The organism is Mesonia sp. K4-1 (assembly GCF_008017825.1).
Lineage (GTDB): Bacteria > Bacteroidota > Bacteroidia > Flavobacteriales > Flavobacteriaceae > Mesonia.
In genome coordinates this window covers 81,050-99,029 of the sequence record NZ_VRLS01000006.1, presented here as the reverse complement: position 1 = coordinate 99,029, position 17,980 = coordinate 81,050, and the positions used below count along the sequence as shown (strand labels likewise).

At 33.4% G+C, this 17,980-nt stretch carries 15 protein-coding genes and 1 pseudogene; 7 read left to right on the top strand and 9 right to left on the bottom strand.

Annotated features, from left to right (window positions below; genetic code table 11):
• The first annotated feature begins 229 nt into the window (after positions 1-229).
• Positions 230-394: a DUF4269 domain-containing protein gene (locus tag FT986_RS00540; RefSeq protein ID WP_370451097.1), complete on the top strand. Its 165-nt coding sequence runs from the start codon at positions 230-232 to the stop codon at positions 392-394.
• A gap of 227 nt (positions 395-621) precedes the next feature.
• Here FT986_RS00540 and FT986_RS00535 read toward each other — a convergent pair whose 3' ends face one another.
• Positions 622-2,109: a hypothetical protein gene (locus FT986_RS00535; protein WP_147863340.1), complete on the bottom strand. Its 1,488-nt coding sequence runs from the start codon at positions 2,107-2,109 to the stop codon at positions 622-624.
• Positions 2,110-3,085: 976 nt separating this feature from the next.
• Between FT986_RS00535 and FT986_RS00530 the strand changes: the two genes are divergently transcribed.
• From FT986_RS00530 to FT986_RS00515, 4 genes and pseudogenes are all read left to right on the top strand, one after another.
• A complete protein-coding gene (locus FT986_RS00530) occupies positions 3,086-4,927 on the top strand; it encodes a tetratricopeptide repeat protein (RefSeq protein ID WP_147863339.1) in 1,842 nt (613 codons plus the stop codon).
• 413 nt (positions 4,928-5,340) lie between these two features.
• Positions 5,341-8,400: a T9SS type A sorting domain-containing protein gene (locus FT986_RS00525; RefSeq protein ID WP_147863338.1), complete on the top strand. Its 3,060-nt coding sequence runs from the start codon at positions 5,341-5,343 to the stop codon at positions 8,398-8,400.
• A gap of 10 nt (positions 8,401-8,410) precedes the next feature.
• Positions 8,411-8,611, top strand: a complete 201-nt coding sequence (locus tag FT986_RS00520; protein WP_147863337.1) for a hypothetical protein — start codon at positions 8,411-8,413, stop codon at positions 8,609-8,611.
• Positions 8,612-8,764: 153 nt separating this feature from the next.
• A pseudogene (locus FT986_RS00515) lies at positions 8,765-8,920 on the top strand (DUF2200 family protein); the annotation flags it as partial.
• A gap of 58 nt (positions 8,921-8,978) precedes the next feature.
• Here the strand turns inward: FT986_RS00515 and FT986_RS00510 are convergent.
• Positions 8,979-9,719 (bottom strand): hypothetical protein, encoded by a 741-nt coding sequence (locus FT986_RS00510; RefSeq protein ID WP_147863335.1) that lies wholly within the window; start codon positions 9,717-9,719, stop codon positions 8,979-8,981.
• A 504-nt stretch (positions 9,720-10,223) separates the two neighbouring features.
• Here FT986_RS00510 and FT986_RS00505 point away from each other — a divergent pair.
• On the top strand, positions 10,224-10,400 hold the full coding sequence (locus FT986_RS00505) for a histone H1 (protein WP_111541471.1): 177 nt from the start codon (positions 10,224-10,226) through the stop codon (positions 10,398-10,400).
• 100 nt (positions 10,401-10,500) lie between these two features.
• Here the strand turns inward: FT986_RS00505 and FT986_RS00500 are convergent, their stop codons facing one another.
• From FT986_RS00500 to FT986_RS00470, 7 genes are all read right to left on the bottom strand, one after another.
• Entirely contained in the window at positions 10,501-12,375 is a 1,875-nt protein-coding gene (locus FT986_RS00500) for a hypothetical protein (protein ID WP_147863334.1), read from the bottom strand.
• A gap of 296 nt (positions 12,376-12,671) precedes the next feature.
• The gene (locus FT986_RS00495) at positions 12,672-12,851 is read right to left on the bottom strand and encodes a hypothetical protein (RefSeq protein ID WP_147863333.1); all 180 of its coding nucleotides are present in this window, start codon (positions 12,849-12,851) and stop codon (positions 12,672-12,674) included.
• 3 nt (positions 12,852-12,854) lie between these two features.
• Entirely contained in the window at positions 12,855-13,541 is a 687-nt protein-coding gene (locus FT986_RS00490) for an ABC transporter ATP-binding protein (RefSeq protein WP_147863332.1), read from the bottom strand.
• 184 nt (positions 13,542-13,725) lie between these two features.
• Positions 13,726-14,532, bottom strand: coding sequence for an anti-sigma factor domain-containing protein (locus FT986_RS00485; protein WP_147863331.1), 807 nt, complete (start codon positions 14,530-14,532; stop codon positions 13,726-13,728).
• Positions 14,532-15,062, bottom strand: a complete 531-nt coding sequence (locus FT986_RS00480; RefSeq protein ID WP_111542058.1) for an RNA polymerase sigma factor — start codon at positions 15,060-15,062, stop codon at positions 14,532-14,534. Before FT986_RS00480 ends, FT986_RS00485 begins: the two co-directional genes overlap by 1 nt.
• A gap of 102 nt (positions 15,063-15,164) precedes the next feature.
• Positions 15,165-15,983: a hypothetical protein gene (locus FT986_RS00475; protein ID WP_147863330.1), complete on the bottom strand. Its 819-nt coding sequence runs from the start codon at positions 15,981-15,983 to the stop codon at positions 15,165-15,167.
• Between the two features lie 102 nt (positions 15,984-16,085).
• On the bottom strand, positions 16,086-16,943 hold the full coding sequence (locus FT986_RS00470) for a diacylglycerol kinase family protein (protein WP_147863329.1): 858 nt from the start codon (positions 16,941-16,943) through the stop codon (positions 16,086-16,088).
• A 69-nt stretch (positions 16,944-17,012) separates the two neighbouring features.
• Between FT986_RS00470 and FT986_RS00465 the strand changes: the two genes are divergently transcribed.
• Positions 17,013-17,975 carry an App1 family protein gene (locus tag FT986_RS00465; protein ID WP_147863328.1) on the top strand — a complete coding sequence of 321 codons (963 nt, stop codon included), beginning with the start codon at positions 17,013-17,015 and terminating at the stop codon, positions 17,973-17,975.
• The last annotated feature ends 5 nt before the right edge of the window (positions 17,976-17,980 follow it).

The window sequence follows — 17,980 nt, the reverse complement described above, 5'->3', positions numbered from 1 at the left end:
ATTTGTACAACAAGAGCCGTGTGAGGGGAGACTTTCAAGCACGGTTCTGTGAGAGGCTTAGGGTGAAATTCCCTTTGCCTACTCGATTACTAAACCGTTGTGGGTAATTTTAAAAAACCCTTTATTTATCAGGGTATTAACACCCCATATCTGTATATCAAAAAAAGGACGAAAAAAAAACAAGTATGGGTTATAGACAATTTGTTACGAATTCAAAACTGATAATTTTTTGTTTGAGATTTTTGGGCAAAATATTCCAACCGAAAAGCAAAATGCGTATCGTCATATGCTGATTGAAAAAGAGATTTTAAACGAAAGGGGTGTTGAGTTTCGAAATAAAATTATGGAGCTTAAGCATAGCGGCATAAAACCGAACCCGCATTTGCTCAACTAATAGGGTTAACAGGAAATCCTTATAAAGCACTATTAAAACTTGAAGAATAGGGAAGGAGGTGGTTGATAGCTGCTAGTGGTGTAGGGAGTTTAGTTTTGAGGATTCATTTTTTAAAAACATAACAACTCATAAGACTAAACCTCTAGAATAATAAGCTGCCGTTGTGATAAATGCCTGATGCATTTCTAAGAATCAAGCAAAGAAGACTTGAATCCTGTTTATCAGATTTATTTAAGATTGATAGGCAATCCTACGCCTAAACCAAAACGCAAGTCATTATCTCTACCATTTGGACTAAGGCTGAGGTCAGTGCGATCTAAAAATGTCTGAATAGTAACTAATGGTTTATCTTTTTCTTTATTTTTTAAGTTGAACAAAACCCCTAAACGCATAGGAGAAAGCTCTTTATCTTTTACATTTTTTTGTCTACTAAAATTGATGTACTCATAACTTATGATACCAAACAAACCTACCGGAATATTGAACGGATAGTAATAGGTTTCTAATTTAACGCTATTAGACGTCCCATACTCGTAACTAGCGTCTCCTATAAAGGCAGCGTCATCTTTTGTGAAAATGATAGGGTTTCCGTTAACGTCGGTTCCCAAGGATTGGGTAAAATTTAAAGTACTGTTTGAAAAACTGGAGATGTTTGAAGCCCTGCCTGCTGAAGTAGATGCTTTTATAAAAAAGCGATGCGGAAAGAATTTAAATCCATATTTCTTTTTACGTTCGTAATTGTAATTGAGGGAGAAGGTGATCCCGTATAAGTCTCCTTTGGTATCAGAGAACATGTTAGAGAAAGATTGACTGGGATCAAGGCTAAAGCTCCTAAAGCTTTCTCTTTTATAGAAAGGGGTTACCCCAAAAAATGTATTGTGTTTGGAATTCCACTGGGATTCAGCTGCTTTTAACTCCAAATCTATAAGTTCCTCTTCAAGTTTATTTAGGATGTAGGTTTCATTTGCTTTATAGACTGAAAGTAACTTACCGATGTTAAATTGAGTTGAAGTTATGGTGTGGGTTTTTGCTACTTCTTCTAAGGAGATAGTTTCAGTTTTTGTAAGTTTTAGCTCTTTAGTATCAACTTCACGTGAGGGTAATGCATCAAAGCCTTTAGCTTCCTGATCGTTAATGTAGAGGGCTGTTATTGCTTTTAGTTTCTCATATATTTGAATGTGTGAGGTGTCAATGTCTCTTTCCAGTCCACTAAAATTGGTACTTGTTATTTTAGGGTCTGTAAGTAATTCGTAATACTTGTCATGTTTGTTTTTAGCTTCAAGAATAGCTTCAAGGATTGCCAGTCGATGGGTGGTGTTCTTTAAATAATCAGGTTTAGTATAACCAGATAAGAACAACAAAGAACGGTAGTAATTGAAAGATATTTTCGCTTGTTGCCCGCCTTCTTCCTCATCAAAAAAATAGACCCCATTTGTACTTGTCAGATCTGCTTCCATAGTCAATACTCCTGAAGCTCCATTGTATAAGAGTCCGTTAATTTTGAGATTGCTGCCTTTGTCGTTAAGGGTAGCACTAATTCCTTGTTGCGGACTGTTTTCACTCAATAGCAAATAACTAAAATTTTGAGAGATCATTTTGTTATAAGCCGCAGCACTAACCAGCTGTTCCGGTTCTTCAAGGATAAGCTGACGCTGTGCTTGTATCTTAAAAAAGCTTAAACTTAAAACGCTGAGAACTAAAGCAAATTTTTTCATGACTCCAGTGTTTTGATTATTAGTAGATTATCTATAATAAAGTAAGCACTTTTTACCTTCTTAAACCATCCCCAATATTGGGTATTTATCCCTTTTGAAAAAATCATGGAAATCAGCAATCATCCTATTTTAAAAAATTGCAATTGAATTAAACGGTCATAAGCGTTCTTATAATATGGAAAGAGGATTCAAGAGTGTAAATATGCATTTAAAGAAACTAATAAAGCCTTCTCGATTTTTGTCTTTTATGTAATTAAAACAAATCGACTTTTGGAAACTCACAAATACTTAAGCAATAGTAAAGTGAATAAGTAAAAACTTATTTCTATGTATCTTATTCATTAATTGAAGAAAAGATCTTTCACTTCACTGCGTTTTGTTCTAGATGACAGGTTCTTTTTGTCATTTCGATGGACGAAGGACTGAGAAATCTGTTTAAATAGGAGTTAGAGTTTTTAATGAAAAGGTATTTCGACTTCACTGCGCTACGCTCAATATGACAGATTATTTTATGTCTGTCATTTCGATAGGCCGAGTGCTTTTCATCATCTAAAGGAACGACCTATCTAGAAATATATTGAAAATCAAGGAAGCAGCGAGGACTAGAAAATAAAAAGCTGTTTGAGAGCAACTGATAAGGAGGGTGAGTTCTTTTCATTTGTGGCTGGGGATTCCGTAGTATTTTTTTATAGATTTTTAGTCAGTCTTGATTCCTGCCCGTACCGGTCGGGCGGGTTTGTTTCGTTTTGTACCAAGACAAATCAATTTTAGAGATTCACGAATACTTAAGCAATAGCAAAGTGAATGAGTAAAAGAAGAGGAAGCTTCGCGAATATTTGCCATACTTTAAATAATCCTAACATAGCGGAGACCTATGAGTTCTTTTATTTTTTTGATAGGAAAGAAGGAAGGGCTTTTGTTTTTAATTTTTCTTAAAATGGAATAAAAATGTATTTTTGCATTTTTTTTTAAAGTTATGAAATCTTTACTCCCAGTACTTTTTTTTTTAGCTCAACAGTTACTTTTTTGTCAACATCTTAGCAAAAGTGAAGCAGACCATGTATTTAATATTCAATTAAACACTTTTAAAAAAGTATTTGCTCATCCTCGTCAAGCTAAAATAACGGTAGATAGTCTCATCAAAAACACTAACCTTTCTTGGCCAGATAGCTTAAAGGCTAATAATTATAATATTAAAGGAAGCTACTTTACTACCGTTGGAAAACAAGACTCGGCCGTATATTATTTTGAAAAAAACATAAGTTTATTAGATACTACTAAGCTCATTTATCCCCGAATGATTAATAATCTAGGGGTAGTTTTAAAGAAGAAGGGAGATTATAAAAGAGCATTTTATTGGATTGCTAAGGGAATTGAAATCGCTAAACATCAAAATAATCAGAAGGCACTTCAGTTACTCTATGGTTTAAAATCGGCGTGTTACGCACGGCTTCAAAATTATCCTTTAGCCATCGAATATCAAAAGATGGCTATAGAAATTATTGAAAAAAATAATTTGACCAATGATGCCATTTATATGGAATACCATAACCTGGCAAATTTGTACATGAACGTAGAGAATTACAAAATAGCTATTGAAATGTATGAAGACCTATTACCTAAGTTTCAATCGGTCGGTTTAATGGATACCTATTATTTGACTGCCCTTAATTTAAGCAACTCTTATATAGGTGCTCAGCAATTAAGTCGAGCAGATAGTTTAATTGGAGTAACGAGACCTAAAATCCAAGAATACGGAGATCCTAATATCATAAGTTATTCTAAAGAATTAAAAGCTTTAATATTAGAGAAAAACGAAAATTTTGTAGAGGCCGTTGCAATCTACCAAAAAGTTTTCGAAAAATCTTTAGAAATTAATAATGAGCGTTTGTATACGATAGCCTATAATTATCTTGGCCTTCTAGAAAATTTAGGGCAACATGAAAAAGCAGAACAATTGGTGTTGAATGTGTTGGCTTATGAGAATACAAAAGAAGATTCTCAGTTTGGGATCCTTGCCCAGCTTGAATTTTATAAAAAAGCGAAGGAGTATTTAAAAGAAAATGATAAAAAATCCTATGATGAGTTATTGCTAAGAACCATCGAACTGCAAGATTCCTTGCAACGTATGAATGATGGTTTAGTGGAAAAACAACTAGAATTAGAATATGAGAATAAAGCTCACAAAAATAAAAATATGCAATTAGAGCAACAACTCATGAGTACCAATGTAAAATTTTGGTTGACTTTTGGAGGTTTGAGTTCGTTAATTATATTAAGTTTTTTAGGCTATAAAAGAAGTATAAAAAACCATCAACTAAAAGTTGAAAAAATTAAAGCTTTTAAACGAGAACAACAGCTGCTCGCAGAAAAGCTCCAGCAAGAAAAAGAAATAAACCAGTTGAAAAGGAAAAAAATTGAAAAGCAAAAGGCAGAAATGCTAGCCTTAACCGCTGAACAATCTAAAATTCAACAAAAGTATAGCGCTATATTAGATAAGTTGGATGATACAACCCAACAAAAAATACAACAACAACTTAAGGAAATCACCCGAGGAGATGAATATTGGGATGTGATTAAAGAAAAGTTTTTAAGTATTAACCCCCATTTTATTAGTCAACTTAAGACTCGTGTACCTCGCATTACAAGTACTCAAATCGATTTTTGTGCTTTGATTAAAATGCGCTTGTCAAATAAAGAAATAGCAAAAGTCTTAGGAGTAACCCATGAAAGTGTGATTTCTAGAAAGTATCGACTTAAAAAGAAATTTAACTTAGAAAAAGAAACGGACTTTACTCGTTTTATTGAGGATTTATAGTAACTATATATCCCTTCTTGCTTTTCAGTTTTGATTAATTTTTTAATAAGTACAACTTGTTTATTACTTATAAAATTTTTCATTTTACTTCATTTTAACTCAATTTATCAACAAGTAAAATTTTTTTCGATACTTGGGGGTAAGACTATTATTCACCATTATAGCGGTTAAAAAAAATGATATAATAACGCTTTTTTAATCTATTGATTTTTTTCTTTTTTTTTAGAATCTAATAAAGACTTCTTTTCTATACTGTATCGTATCACTCTATTTTATCATCATATAATATAAAAGTAATAGGCTTCTAACTTGTTCATTTTAAGGGTTACCTGTAGATGTCTATAGTTTGTCTATGCTCGATTTTTGCTAAACATGACGAGGTTAAATAGGTTTGCTAAAAACTAATTAATCTTATGAAAGCACATTTTACCTATTTAACTATTTTATGTTGGTTGTGTATGAGTATTCCCTATTTTGCGGTAGCACAAACAGCTATTCAGCCTACAGGAAATGGAAGCACTAGCTCACCTTATTTAATTTCTAACCTTTCAGAACTTTATTGGATATCTCAGAATTCTTCTAGCTGGGATAAGCAATTTCAACAAACAGCAAATATTAACGCTTCTTCTAGTAGTAGTTGGGATGCTGGGCGCGGATGGACACCTATTGGTAATTCAGCAATAGGCTTTTCAGGGAGTTATGATGGAGTATCGTATAGTATCTCTAATTTATCCTTTGATCGTCAGGATGTAGATTTTACAGGATTCTTTGGGGTCTTAACAGGAAATGCGTTGGTGACAGATGTCCACCTTATAAATGCTGATTTTAAAATGAGCCATACGACGAATGGTGAAGAAGGAGACTATGTAGGAATTTTAGCAGGTATTACCGATATGAATACCACTATAAACAATTGTACTACTTCTGGTGATGTTGAAGGCTACCGACAAGTAGGAGGGTTGGTAGGACAATTAAGGGGAAGTACCCACGTTACAAATTGTAAAACGACTGTAAATGTAACTTCAAAACTTCCAAGAGCAACTAGCGGTGGTAATAAGTGGTCGAACGCAGGAGGTTTAGCAGGTTCTACAGGAAGCGTTGTAAATGTAATAATTTCTAATTGCCATACCTATGGAACCGTTACAGGAGAAAATAGAAGTATAGGAGGTTTTATAGGCCATATCAATGAGGCTGGTTCATATACCAACTGTTATGCCAATGTAAATATAGATGCAACCAATAGCTACCAAGGAAGAGTAGGAGGTTTCGTAGGTCAAGTAGAAGGTACAGCAACACTCAAAAACTGTGTGGCCTTGGGTAATGTATCTGCAGCTGAAAATGCTTGGAATGCAGGGGTAGGAGCATTTGTGGGAAGAATGAGAGGCCAAGCTACTATTGAAAATGCGTATGCAAAAGGAAATGTAAGTCAGACAGGTTCCACGCAATTAGGAGGTTTTGCAGGAGATATTCTTTCAAGTAATCAAATTACTAACTCTTATACTACTGCTAATGTCACCAACGGAAATGCCTTTATCGGGGTAAATGAAAATAACACTTACTCAAATGTTATCAATAGTTTTTGGAATAGTAATACTGCAAATACTACCACTTCTCAGGGGGGGACTGGCAAAACAGCAGAAGAGCTAAAATTAGCGACTACGTATTTAGAAACTGACTGGGATTTTTTACTTGCAGATGCAGCTTGGGCGATAAATACAAACGTGAATGATGGTCTTCCTTTCTTAAGGTTCGAAAACGAAACCCCTTCTTATATCTGGTTAGCTGAAAATTTGAATAACGATTTTGAAAATCCAGCGAACTGGAGCGAAAATACGACACCTACTTCCTCGAATGTTATTATTCCATCTTTAGGTGCTTCTAACAGTTTAAAGCCTATTATATCTGAGGATATCATCATTACCAATTTAACTCTAGAAACTTCGACTTCAAGACTGGAGGTAGATGCACAAGCTTCTTTAAGCCTTACTCAAGATCTCGTTAATAACGGAATAATCACCTTTAAAAGTAATCAGTTAGGAGATAGCTATTTTGGTGAATTTTCAGGAAATATTACAGGAATAGGAAGTGTGGTATCGGAAAAATATTACCCGAACAAAAGAGCCTTTAGGATGGTGACAAGTTCCTTAAACACCACCTCTACTATTTATGATAATTGGCAAAATGAAGGTTTAAATACTTCAGGAATAGGTACCCACATTACAGGGTCTACTAGTGGAGCTAATGGTTTTGATGCAACCCTTACTGGAAATGCTTCTATGTTTTATTTTAATAATGGCTGGCAAGCTATCAGCAACACCAATATGAACACCCTTACGGCTGGAGAACCATATCGCTTAATGATACGTGGGGATAGAAATGTAGATTTAACCAATAATACATCTTCAAGCAGTACTACCCTAATCACAGAAGGGAGTTTGTTTTATGGCGCGACTACTTATAATCCAATTACAGCAACAACAGGAGGGAAGCATTTTAGCTTTATAGGAAATCCTTTCCAGTCGAGGATAGATATTTCAACATTAACCCAAGCTAATAGTACAAATTACAGTACTAATTTTTACTATGCGTGGGATCCTATGATTAATTCTAGAGGGGGATTTGTTACCATAGATTTAAGTGACGGAAGCAATGTTCAAAGCTCATCTATGAATCAAATTATAGAACCAGGACAGGCATTTTTCTTAGAAGCTTTATCTACTACACCTAGTATTTCTATCCTAGAAAATGTAAAAACCATCACTACAGTTCCAAGAAATTCATCTAACAGCTCTATAGCTAATCATTTGAAATTGCAATTATTAAATAATCAAAGTGAAGTGATTGACGGGATTGGGATTCGGTTTTCTGAGGGGGCCAATAACAATATAGATCTATATGATGCTGCTAAAATGGGTAATTTAGATGAGAACTTGGCATTACTTTCTAACAATCAATTACTAAGTATAGAGGAAAGAACCCTGCCTGAACAGACGGAATTGATTCCGATTTTCACCAATAATTGGAGAGCCTCTACCTATAGTTTCTCTTTAACAACTGAAGGCTTGACAGATCAAGATATATTTATAGTGGATCATTATTTAAATACCGAGACTTTATTAAATCAGGATTATGTTTTTCAAATTAATTCTAATGATACCAACTCATCTTCAGACTATCGTTTTTCTTTGAAAATATCTTCAGCTAATTTGGATTCTGCTCGATTAGATAATAACTCACCTATGATTTATCCTAATCCTGTACAATCTCAAGTGATGGTCCAGTTACCCAATGATTCTTATACCAACTCAAGGTTAGAAGTGTGGAATGTATTAGGAAAAGAGGTAGTCAACACTAGAATCGGTACACAAAACCATTTCGTTTTAAATGTGGACCATTTAGCAAGTGGGGTATATATAATAAAAATAAGGAAGTCGTCTGGAGAAACTTATCAAACTAAATTAATAAAAAAATAAATTCATAGTAATGAAAAAAAAATATAGACAGTTATTCATTTTAAGTCTTATTATACTAAGTACTTCATATATAAGTGCTCAAGGGATAGATGATGCTTTTGGTTTCCCTGACACCAATGTAGAAGATGTACCCGCAGCACCCATCGATATATTTGTTTACATAGGGGTAGCGGCAGCTGCTTGCTTGGGTATTCGAAAAGTAAAAAATTAAAAAAGTACTATACTGTATAAAAATACCTCGGTAAGCTATACCGAGGTTTTTTTTGCGATTCCACCAAGAGATACTGATTTGACTATATTTTTAATCTAGCTGAAATTTTTTAATCTCCAATTATTACAATATAGAAATAGAAAGCTGACTCAGTTGAATAAAAACGCTCCTCTTATCAAAGGAGTGATTTGTGGTTATCGGATAGAAGAAATTGAAGAGCCCTTAACGCAGCAAGTACGTTTTTTAGATAAATTAGTAGACGAATTGGCTCGAGGCCGAAAGATGGAAAAGATTTTACGTAAAGAATAAAACTCTTTCAATCTTTTGACTCCAAAACTTTATCTAAAACTTCTTCGATTTAAATAATTTATTCCACCCGAAATACTTTTTCAATTTTAGCTGGATGTAATTTTTTATCATTGAGAGAAATACTACCCATGAGAACATCTTCTTTATAGTAATGAATACAAGAGGAAACGATAACTAGGCAAGGCGATGTAAGTGGAAGAGTAGTAAAAGTTTGCGATATTAATGGATCATCAAAGAAAGTGACGTTAATTTTAAATACTTCTTCGTGTAAAGGCTTATAGGTGTTTTGTTCATAAGTACTCACCAAATAACATATCTCAGCACGATGATCGGGAGAAAGCCAGTGAATTTGAGTTTTGGGATTCAAGTCTCCAGTTTCAATCAAAATTTCTTGAGAAGGAGTAAGCGTACAATTAACCATAAGTCTGCAATACTCCGTAAATAAACTCGATAGGTTAAATTCAAATCCGTCCAATAAAGCGAAATCCCCTTTGCATAAATCTTTTTTTCCTTTAGAAATTTCGGTATTGCTTAGCATAGCTTGATAAACAGTTTTCCGAAAGCGATTGAACATTTGATGGTCATAATAGGTAAGGAATAGCCTGCGTAAACTTACACTTAGAGATTTAGTAGTCCGAGAAGCGGTGCCGAAATCTGAAGCCGATAATTTTGTCTGCTTGGTTTGCTTTACTCCGTTTTTCCCTGGTTTCGCTTGTAGAATGGTTTTTCCGTTGACTTGTCTAAAAACCAAATTTCCCAATCCGCCCACGATTCGGTTATGTTTATCTAATTGAGCCATTATTTATATCTTATTAAATTTAACAATCAAATATTTATATCTAAGAATAAAACCTCATTGTTTACATTATGTAAGCACAATTTTTGTGTAAAAGTGTGTATTGAGTGTGGACTCGATGTGGTTTGAGTGTGTATTCTATTTATCTGAAACCTAACTTTAAATCCATTCAATTCTCAAGCAAAAAAGGCTTTAACTTTGATAATCTGGTAGTAAGATACTAAAAAAATACTTTATAATGTTTTTAAAAGAAGGGGTAAGTTGCTGTTTTTTATGTAATTATAGTGTAAGCTTGTCGAAGAGGCTTTCTAAAAATAAATATTAGGCAGGTAAAGTTTTTTGGGTTTCCCTTTTCACTGTATATTTTATAGGTTAAGTAATAACTTCAACACGCACTTAAATTATACACTAAGGAAGGAGATCATGCAGGTATACCAAGATTAAGGTAGTTATTTATAGAAATAATTTTATTTTAGCCTTTTAATTTAAATTTATAACAGAGATTTTATGAAAGAACTTATTGAAAACATCCAAAGTACTTACGAAGCGTTTGAAAACGATGCTAATCAACAATTAGAAAGCGGAAATAAAGCAGCTGGTACTAGAGCTAGAAAATCATCTTTAGCACTTGAAAAATTGTTAAAAGAATTCCGTAAAGTTTCTATTGCAGAAGCTAAGAAATAATAAAGTTTATCCCCTCTACCGAGGGGATTCTTTTTTTAGCAGTTATATTACTGATTTTATAAAGCTAACGAAATTATATAAAGTTGCTTTTTATCGCTTTTTAGCGGAATTCTAAAATGTGGGGTTCTCGATAATCGTATTCATCTAACCTAAAAAGATTGTCATAATTCCCATTAAAACGCATTATATTTTGTCCTTCACCAGGAATATTGGGGAAAAATGAAAAGGATAATTTTATATTTTCAAATACAAAATAATCATTGCTTATCAAGAAGCCAAATCCCACCCGGGTATAGGAATCATTTTTAAAGAAGGGATCGGGTTCTTCTCCAATAAATCCTACATCAAAAGCTATAAACGGACTCATACGGAAACCTAGCCAACTAAAAGGGACATAAGACTGGGTTTGAAAATTAAAAACAAATTTTCGAGTTCCGCGTATGCGCTGAGTATCAAAACCATAAATACCATTGTAACCGCTTAAATCTAACCGGTCTTTAATGATTTCTTTGCGGTTAATTCCCACCGTCATATTGGTTTTTACAAACTGACGTAAGTACCAATTTCCTAAAGTAAATATAGGAGTAAAGTAAGTACTTTGTAATTTTACCAGCGATTGACTGGCTTTACCACCTTTAAAGTAACTTCCATATTGTAGGTTAGCAGCAAGGTAGCCAAAGTCGCTAAAATAATTGGTAAGGGTTAAATCGGTACCTATATATAAATTGTTTTCACCGTTTTGAGATTGCACTCCCGCGTGAAGAAAATAGCTGTGACCCACGCCAATATCCTCAATATCTCCATTTCTAAAGATATAGCGATCTCTTAAATAATTAACTTGACGAATTCCGGCAGAGCCTAATTTTATGTTTTGGTTGGAGAAAAAAGCAACAGAATCTACATTTTTGCTGGGTTTTTCTAAAAATTCGGTTTGGGCATATCTTGCCGCTAGGATAAAATTTGTGGGAAGATCACCTTTTTCTGTCCGGCTAGCTAGAGGAATAGCATAGCCTCCCCAAATATTATGACCTTGGGTTTTAATGGGAGTTCTATTGATACTATCACCACTTTCTTGATAAAAATCTTCATAACTACGCTTTTTCTGTAGACTTATTTCTCCAGCCCATCGCGTATAGGGCGAATAAAAAGTCCGGTTTAACCGAATGATGTTGAGGTAAGATTGATCGGTTTCTACATCTCTCGAAACCTCTGCATTGATATAAGAATTGTAAATGTTTCGTGCCTTATAGCCTAAGGTAAACCCTATATTTTCGCTGTTTTCAAAGTCTTTTTTATAAGCAGTGGAATATTGATGGCCTGTACCGAAAAAATTATATTCTCGAAGTCTAATTTCTCCATCATTTGCAGAAATATCTCCGTCCACTCCCAAACTCCAACTGTCTAGCACATAAATGTAAAGATCTATGGAGTCGGAAGAAGGTGTAATTTCCTGGGGTTGTATAAGCGCTCGTCTTATAAAGTTTCTTCTTCTCAATAAGCGTTCTGACTCTAAAACCAAAAGCGAATCTAGCGGGGTATTTTCTTTTAGTAAAGTTAAACCGCGTACCGTAAAATTTTTAGTTTTTGCGTGGAGAGAATTTCCAAGGCGATCCAACCGTTTAGTGGGCTTTACGGTGGTGTCTTTTTCGCTATAACCAAAGGGGTCATAGGTGGTGATGTTTATTTTTCTAATGATCTTTCCTTGATGTTTAAGGAAATTACGCTTGAGTTGTTGCTCAATTTGTTGGTTAGCTTTTTTTTCATCAGCAGGATTTACCGGCTCTAGCATCAATTGATACAGCAGTTTAGAAAACAGACTGCGTTTAGAAGTCGTTTCTAGTTTTTTATAAAAAACCGCGCTCTTTTGTTGCTGAATAGAATCTCTACTACCTATAGTAGATAGACTGTCTTTCTTTTGAGCAAATAAAGAAAAAGACACACAAAAGACGCACCATAAAACTATGCCGTACTTCAAATTACTCCGTTATCAGTGAATAGAACAAACATAGTTATTTTTACGGAATGCCTTTACAAGAAATTAAATAGAACAGTATTTAAAAACCATTTACTGAAATGGAAAAAGGAAAAAAACTGAAAGATTTCGTTTTTAAAAAAAAGTATGGTAACCACAAAACAAGTTTACATATTTTGGATTTAGTACAAGACTTGTAGTCTTTTGTCTTAAGTTAATAAGCCTATAGATTACTATTGCCTTTTAGTTGATAAGTAGTTTAAATCTACCTTGTAAGTTGATATCAAGTTATGAAATAGCTACTTCTTATCTAGTTCTTCTTTTCGATTTTTTATTCGTTGCCTAAAGTTTTTAGAATTACTTCCAGATCTTTTTTCTTTATTACGTTTGTTATTCGCTAATACGAGAAGAAAAAGTAAAGCGAGACCTCCAAAAACAAGGAGAATTTGAGTAAGAGGAGAAAAATTGTCAAAATTCATGATTTATCGGTTTCTTTGATCACTTTCAATCATTCCATCACGCAGTCTAATAACTCTATGGGCGTGTTCAGCAATTTCTTCTTCGTGAGTTACCAATATGACTGTGTTTCCAGCAGCATGAATTTCATTAAATAAGTTCATAATCTCCACCGAAGTTTTTGAATCTAAATTTCCTGTAGGTTCATCGGCTAAAATGATAGAAGGTTTATTGACTAAGGCTCTTCCTACGGCCACCCTTTGACGCTGACCTCCAGAAAGCTGATTGGGTTTATGATCCATACGGTCTCCTAAGCCCACATTTTTTAAAACTTCTGTAGCTCTGGCATCTCTGTCCTTTTTAGATTTACCAGCATAAATCATAGGTAAAGCGACATTGTCTAAAGCCGTAGTTCTCGGTAAAAGATTAAAGGTTTGGAAAACAAAACCGATTTCTTTATTTCGAATTTCAGCCAGTTCGTCATCACTTAACTGGGAGACATCCTTTCCGCTAAGGATATAAGAACCAGAAGTAGGGGTGTCTAAGCAACCTAATAAATTCATCAACGTAGACTTTCCTGATCCCGAAGGTCCCATTAAGGCCACATAATCTCCTTGTCGGATGTTGAGATCAATGCCCTTTAAAACCTTCACCGTTTCTTGACCTAATTGAAAATCTCTTTTAATGTTTTTAATTTGAATGACGTCGCTCATACTGAATCTGATTTCTATAGGTAAGACGTGTAGAATCTATTTTTGTTACAGAAGTAATTAAAGGTTATGGTAAAATTAAATATACAGGTTTTATTTATAAGAAATTTTAGATTAGTGTTTTTGTTAGTTGAGAAAGGCCCTTCAAGAAATTGAAGGGCCTTTTGAATATATTAATAATCTGATTTTAACTATTTTTTACTATACCTAAAGTATATAATTGTTCCATGGTAGGACTCTCACTTCCTCCTTTAGGTTCTAACGTAATACCAAATGCTTGAGAAGAGTTGATATTCTCTAACATAAATACTTTGTTTTCATCTTCACTAAAATTAGATAACAAACCAATACTCGTTGGGGTTAGAGGATCTAAAGCTAATGACCAAACTTGATATTCTTTTCCTTCTGGAGGTGTAGGAAGATTTTTAGCATCTATATAAACTTTTTTAGATTGTTTATCCCAATGTACGGCAGCGTAAGCTTCAGGAGCAACTTCTTGTCCGTCAAGCGGAACTGTTACAATATTTTTATCTCTAAATATAGCCAGTAATTCTTCTTTCTTTTCCGCGGAAGCGTGGGCATCATTAATTTGTTGCTCCATTTTTGCTTTTTGAGCATTAACCACATTTAAGTTTTCTCTTAATTGATTGCGATCTTGTAATACTGAAAATAAACCAATAAGCAATGCGATACTTGCTGCCCAACCAATGTATAAAACGATGTTGGTTTTCTTTTTCTCTTTACGAATTGGAATCGTTTTAGAGTTGTCGACTAGATGCAACTTGTTTTTTATAATAGCCAGAAGTTGATTAGGATTATAAGGCGCAGCAGCTGTTGATAATTGATTTAACGAATTTTCAATTTGCTCAACTTCCTTTTCTATTTCTGGATATTTCTTTAGCTCCTTACTAACTTCTTTAGATTCTTCTTCTGTTAAAGCACCACAAACGTAAAGCTCTAAGATTCCTGATGATATGTATTCTTGTATATTCATTACTTTACTAATATATCTCTAAGTGATTGTATACAGTTTCTACTGCGAGTTTTTATAGTTCCTAAAGGAGTATCTAGCTCTTCGGCGGTTTCTGCTTGAGTATAACCTTTAAAATAAAGAAGCTCTATAATTTGTTTACAATAGGGTTTTAAAATCTTGATGTATTTTTTAATACCAATAGCGTCGACACTATTAGCAAAACTGTTTTTTTCTTCTAATATATCTACGTAAAAATCAGCGGTTAAGTTTTTCTTTTTGTTCTTAAATGCTTTAGATCTTGTTTTATCTATAGAAGCATTTCTTGCAATATTTAAGGCCCAAGTAAAGAATCTACCTTTGGAATCATTATAGGCTTCGGCATTGTTCCATATTTTTATAAAAACATCTTGTAAAATTTCTTCAGCTAGATGTTGGTCTCTTACAATATTATAAATGACACCAAATAAGCTTTCAGAATACCTCTCATAGATACGCTCAAAAGCTTTGGGATTTTTGTTTTGTAATTCAGCTATAAGCGAATCTGGTTGCATAAAATGTTGTTATGGTTGGCTATAAATGTAGTGAATATTTTTTATAAGAAAAAGGCTACAAGAGTATTGTAGCCTTAATGAATTTTTATAATTAAAGAATAATTATTCTTCTAACATAAAAGTTCTAGTAGTTTGATTGAAAGGTCCTTCTATTAAATTTCCATCGGCATCTAATAGTTCAATCTTAACTGTATTTTCTCCCATAGGTAAACCTTCCATTACGTAAGGTACCCAATCATCTAACATAAATTCTTGTCCGTTAATGGTAGCTCTTACTTTATTACCATCTGCTGCGATATCTGTATTTACTAAGAAAAAGTCTAACATCACTTTTTTAGTGTCTTCTCCTTTATAAGTTCCTTTTGGTCTGCTGTAAAACATATGAGGAGCTTCAAAATCTACTTCCATCATTTGCTCTTCAGTAGGTTCTCCTACAGAGAATTTTTTTACTACAAATGAATTTTCATTTTTTACGGCTTCGTGATATGATCTAGATAAGAATGCAATCATTACGTGGTCCCCTTGATCTAATGTTTTAGAAAATTTAGGTTCGTAATGCGCTGAGTAAGGTTCATTATCTAATATAAAATGAATATGCTGTCCTTTTGCTGAAGCAGCTAGCATATTAGGTTGCTCTGGTTCAGTTTGAACCCCAAGTTCATAATTTTTAACTTCGAAGTCAAAAGTAATATCTTTCTTTGCTTGATTGGTTTCAGTTGGAGATTTAAGTTTTAAACTAGCATCTGCAAACTCTGGAGAACCTGTTAATTTAGTTAAAGTAATTTCCTTTACTTCTTTTACCTCTTCTGGTTCTGAAGTCATTTCAGTTTCGATCTTTTGCTCTTCTTTTTTAGTGTCATTCTTACAAGAAGTAGCAAAAACTAAGGCAATTGCCGATAATATTAAGCTTGTTTTTTTCATGGTTGGTGATTTTAAATTAATAGGCTAATTTAAAAGGATATTTTTTTCTACCATATTTTTTAAGAAAGCTTAACATTATTATAAAGAATTTTACGTGAATATTTATCGCACAAAAATCGTTAAAGCTTGAGGCTCAATTATAGCCTCTACTTCATTTAAAGTTTTGCAGTATTCGCCATCTATTTGAAAATCTATTTTCTTATTGGATTTAATAATAGCTTTTTTAGTAGGAATAACCTCTAGGAATTCTGGGGAAAGTTTAGCTCCTTTATTTAATGTCTTAAAAACTTCAATAACATCTAATTTTTTAAATAAGAGAAGTTCAAATATGCCATCGTCCATTTTTCCATCGGCATTTACAATGGCGCCAGTTCCAAATTTTTTAGAGTTTGCAATAGCCAACATAATTCCTTTTTTATTAAGGGTTTCGCCATTTACCTCTATAGTAAAATCGTAAGGCCCTTCGGTACTAAAAAGTGTAGGGATAGTTTGTATGGCATAACCAAATTTACCTCTAAAGCTTCCTTGTTCATATTCTCGAATCAATTCCGCGTTAAGCCCAAGGTCACTAATGTGTAAACAGAGCTCACCATTAATTTTAATTGCATCAATAGATTTTTTGTGATCCCCTAATGCTATTTTAATAAACTCTTCTGGTTCTAAGGGAAGATCAAGATCATTTGCTAATCCATTAGCAGAACCCGCGGGTAAAATCCCGATAGGTAATGATTCTTGCTTTTTCAAGGCTTCGGCAACTAATTTAATTGTACCATCACCTCCCGCTACCAGAATTCTTTCAAATTCATTAGAAGTAATAAGGTTTTGAATTTTCTTTATATCACCTTCTCCAGTAGTTTTAAAAATTTCAAAACCGGTTGTAATGTTTTCTCTTAATAAGTTTAAGATAGGACCTTTATCTGAATCACCACTTATAGGATTTATTACCAATAAAATTTTCATAACGACCTGTTTGTTGCGAGCTAATTTATTTATTTTTAAAATTATTATCTGTTATCGTTTTTATAATTTATGGCATTAGCATTAAAAATATATAGAGGTTACGCAAACGAAAGAAAAATTATGGTCTTTGGTCACGTCTTTGAAAAAGATGCGCCAGATGTTTTTAAGCTAGATAAAAAGTGGTACAAACACGCCTGGCAAGTTTTGCGGATTTTTAGAATCAAAACCGAAAGTAACGCAAGTGTAGTTTTTAAATTTAGAAACTTAGAGGTAAAAACGAAAACTTTAGATGATGGTCATTTTAGAATGATGATTCCGTATGAAGATGATATTGAACCTGGGTGGCATAATTTTAAAGTGGAAGTTATTGATGATGAATCTAGACAAGAAGAAGTAGGGGAGTTTGTAAAACCTTACCCTGGAGAATATGGGGTGATTTCTGATATTGATGATACTTTTTTAGTTTCTCATTCGGGTAACATCTTTAAGAAACTTTATGTCATGTTAACGCGTAATGTCAATAAAAGAAAAGTATTTGATAATGTGGTGGAACATTATAGATTGCTGAATCAATTGGGGAGAAAAGAAAGGTCTAAGAATAATGCTTTTTTTTATGTTAGCAGTAGCGAATGGAATTTATACAATTTTATTATTCAGTTTACTGAAATTCACCAATTCCCTAAAGCTGTTTTAAAGTTAAAAGAAATAAAATCGGGACTTCGAGATTTTCTGAGTACTGGAGGAGGAGATCATAATCACAAATTTTTTAAAATAAGACATATTGTTGAGTTTTACCCAGAACTTCATTTTATTCTACTGGGAGATGATTCGCAACAAGATCCTTATATCTACAGAGATATTTCTAAGATTTTCCCTCAGAATATAAGCACGATTTATATTAGACAAACTCAAAAAAGAAAAAAAGAGAAGGTAAAACAAATTCTATTAGAACTGAACAAGCGTGGCTTCAAAACTTGTTATTTTAAGGATAGTAGTGCAGCAATGGAACACAGTAGAAACAATTTAAAATAAAAAAA

Excerpts from the sequence above, each read along its gene's own strand:
- FT986_RS00485 (WP_147863331.1), bottom strand. The coding sequence starts at position 14,532 with ATGAATATACAAGAATACATATCATCAGGAATCTTAGAGCTTTACGTT.
- FT986_RS00465 (WP_147863328.1), top strand. The coding sequence starts at position 17,013 with ATGGCATTAGCATTAAAAATATATAGAGGTTACGCAAACGAAAGAAAA.
- FT986_RS00520 (WP_147863337.1), top strand. The coding sequence starts at position 8,411 with ATGAAAAAAAAATATAGACAGTTATTCATTTTAAGTCTTATTATACTA.
- FT986_RS00535 (WP_147863340.1), bottom strand. The coding sequence starts at position 2,109 with ATGAAAAAATTTGCTTTAGTTCTCAGCGTTTTAAGTTTAAGCTTTTTT.
- FT986_RS00475 (WP_147863330.1), bottom strand. The coding sequence starts at position 15,983 with ATGAAAAAAACAAGCTTAATATTATCGGCAATTGCCTTAGTTTTTGCT.
- FT986_RS00530 (WP_147863339.1), top strand. The coding sequence starts at position 3,086 with ATGAAATCTTTACTCCCAGTACTTTTTTTTTTAGCTCAACAGTTACTT.
- FT986_RS00495 (WP_147863333.1), bottom strand. The coding sequence starts at position 12,851 with ATGAATTTTGACAATTTTTCTCCTCTTACTCAAATTCTCCTTGTTTTT.
- FT986_RS00480 (WP_111542058.1), bottom strand. The coding sequence starts at position 15,062 with ATGCAACCAGATTCGCTTATAGCTGAATTACAAAACAAAAATCCCAAA.
- FT986_RS00525 (WP_147863338.1), top strand. The coding sequence starts at position 5,341 with ATGAAAGCACATTTTACCTATTTAACTATTTTATGTTGGTTGTGTATG.
- FT986_RS00470 (WP_147863329.1), bottom strand. The coding sequence starts at position 16,943 with ATGAAAATTTTATTGGTAATAAATCCTATAAGTGGTGATTCAGATAAA.
- FT986_RS00510 (WP_147863335.1), bottom strand. The coding sequence starts at position 9,719 with ATGGCTCAATTAGATAAACATAACCGAATCGTGGGCGGATTGGGAAAT.
- FT986_RS00505 (WP_111541471.1), top strand. The coding sequence starts at position 10,224 with ATGAAAGAACTTATTGAAAACATCCAAAGTACTTACGAAGCGTTTGAA.
- FT986_RS00490 (WP_147863332.1), bottom strand. The coding sequence starts at position 13,541 with ATGAGCGACGTCATTCAAATTAAAAACATTAAAAGAGATTTTCAATTA.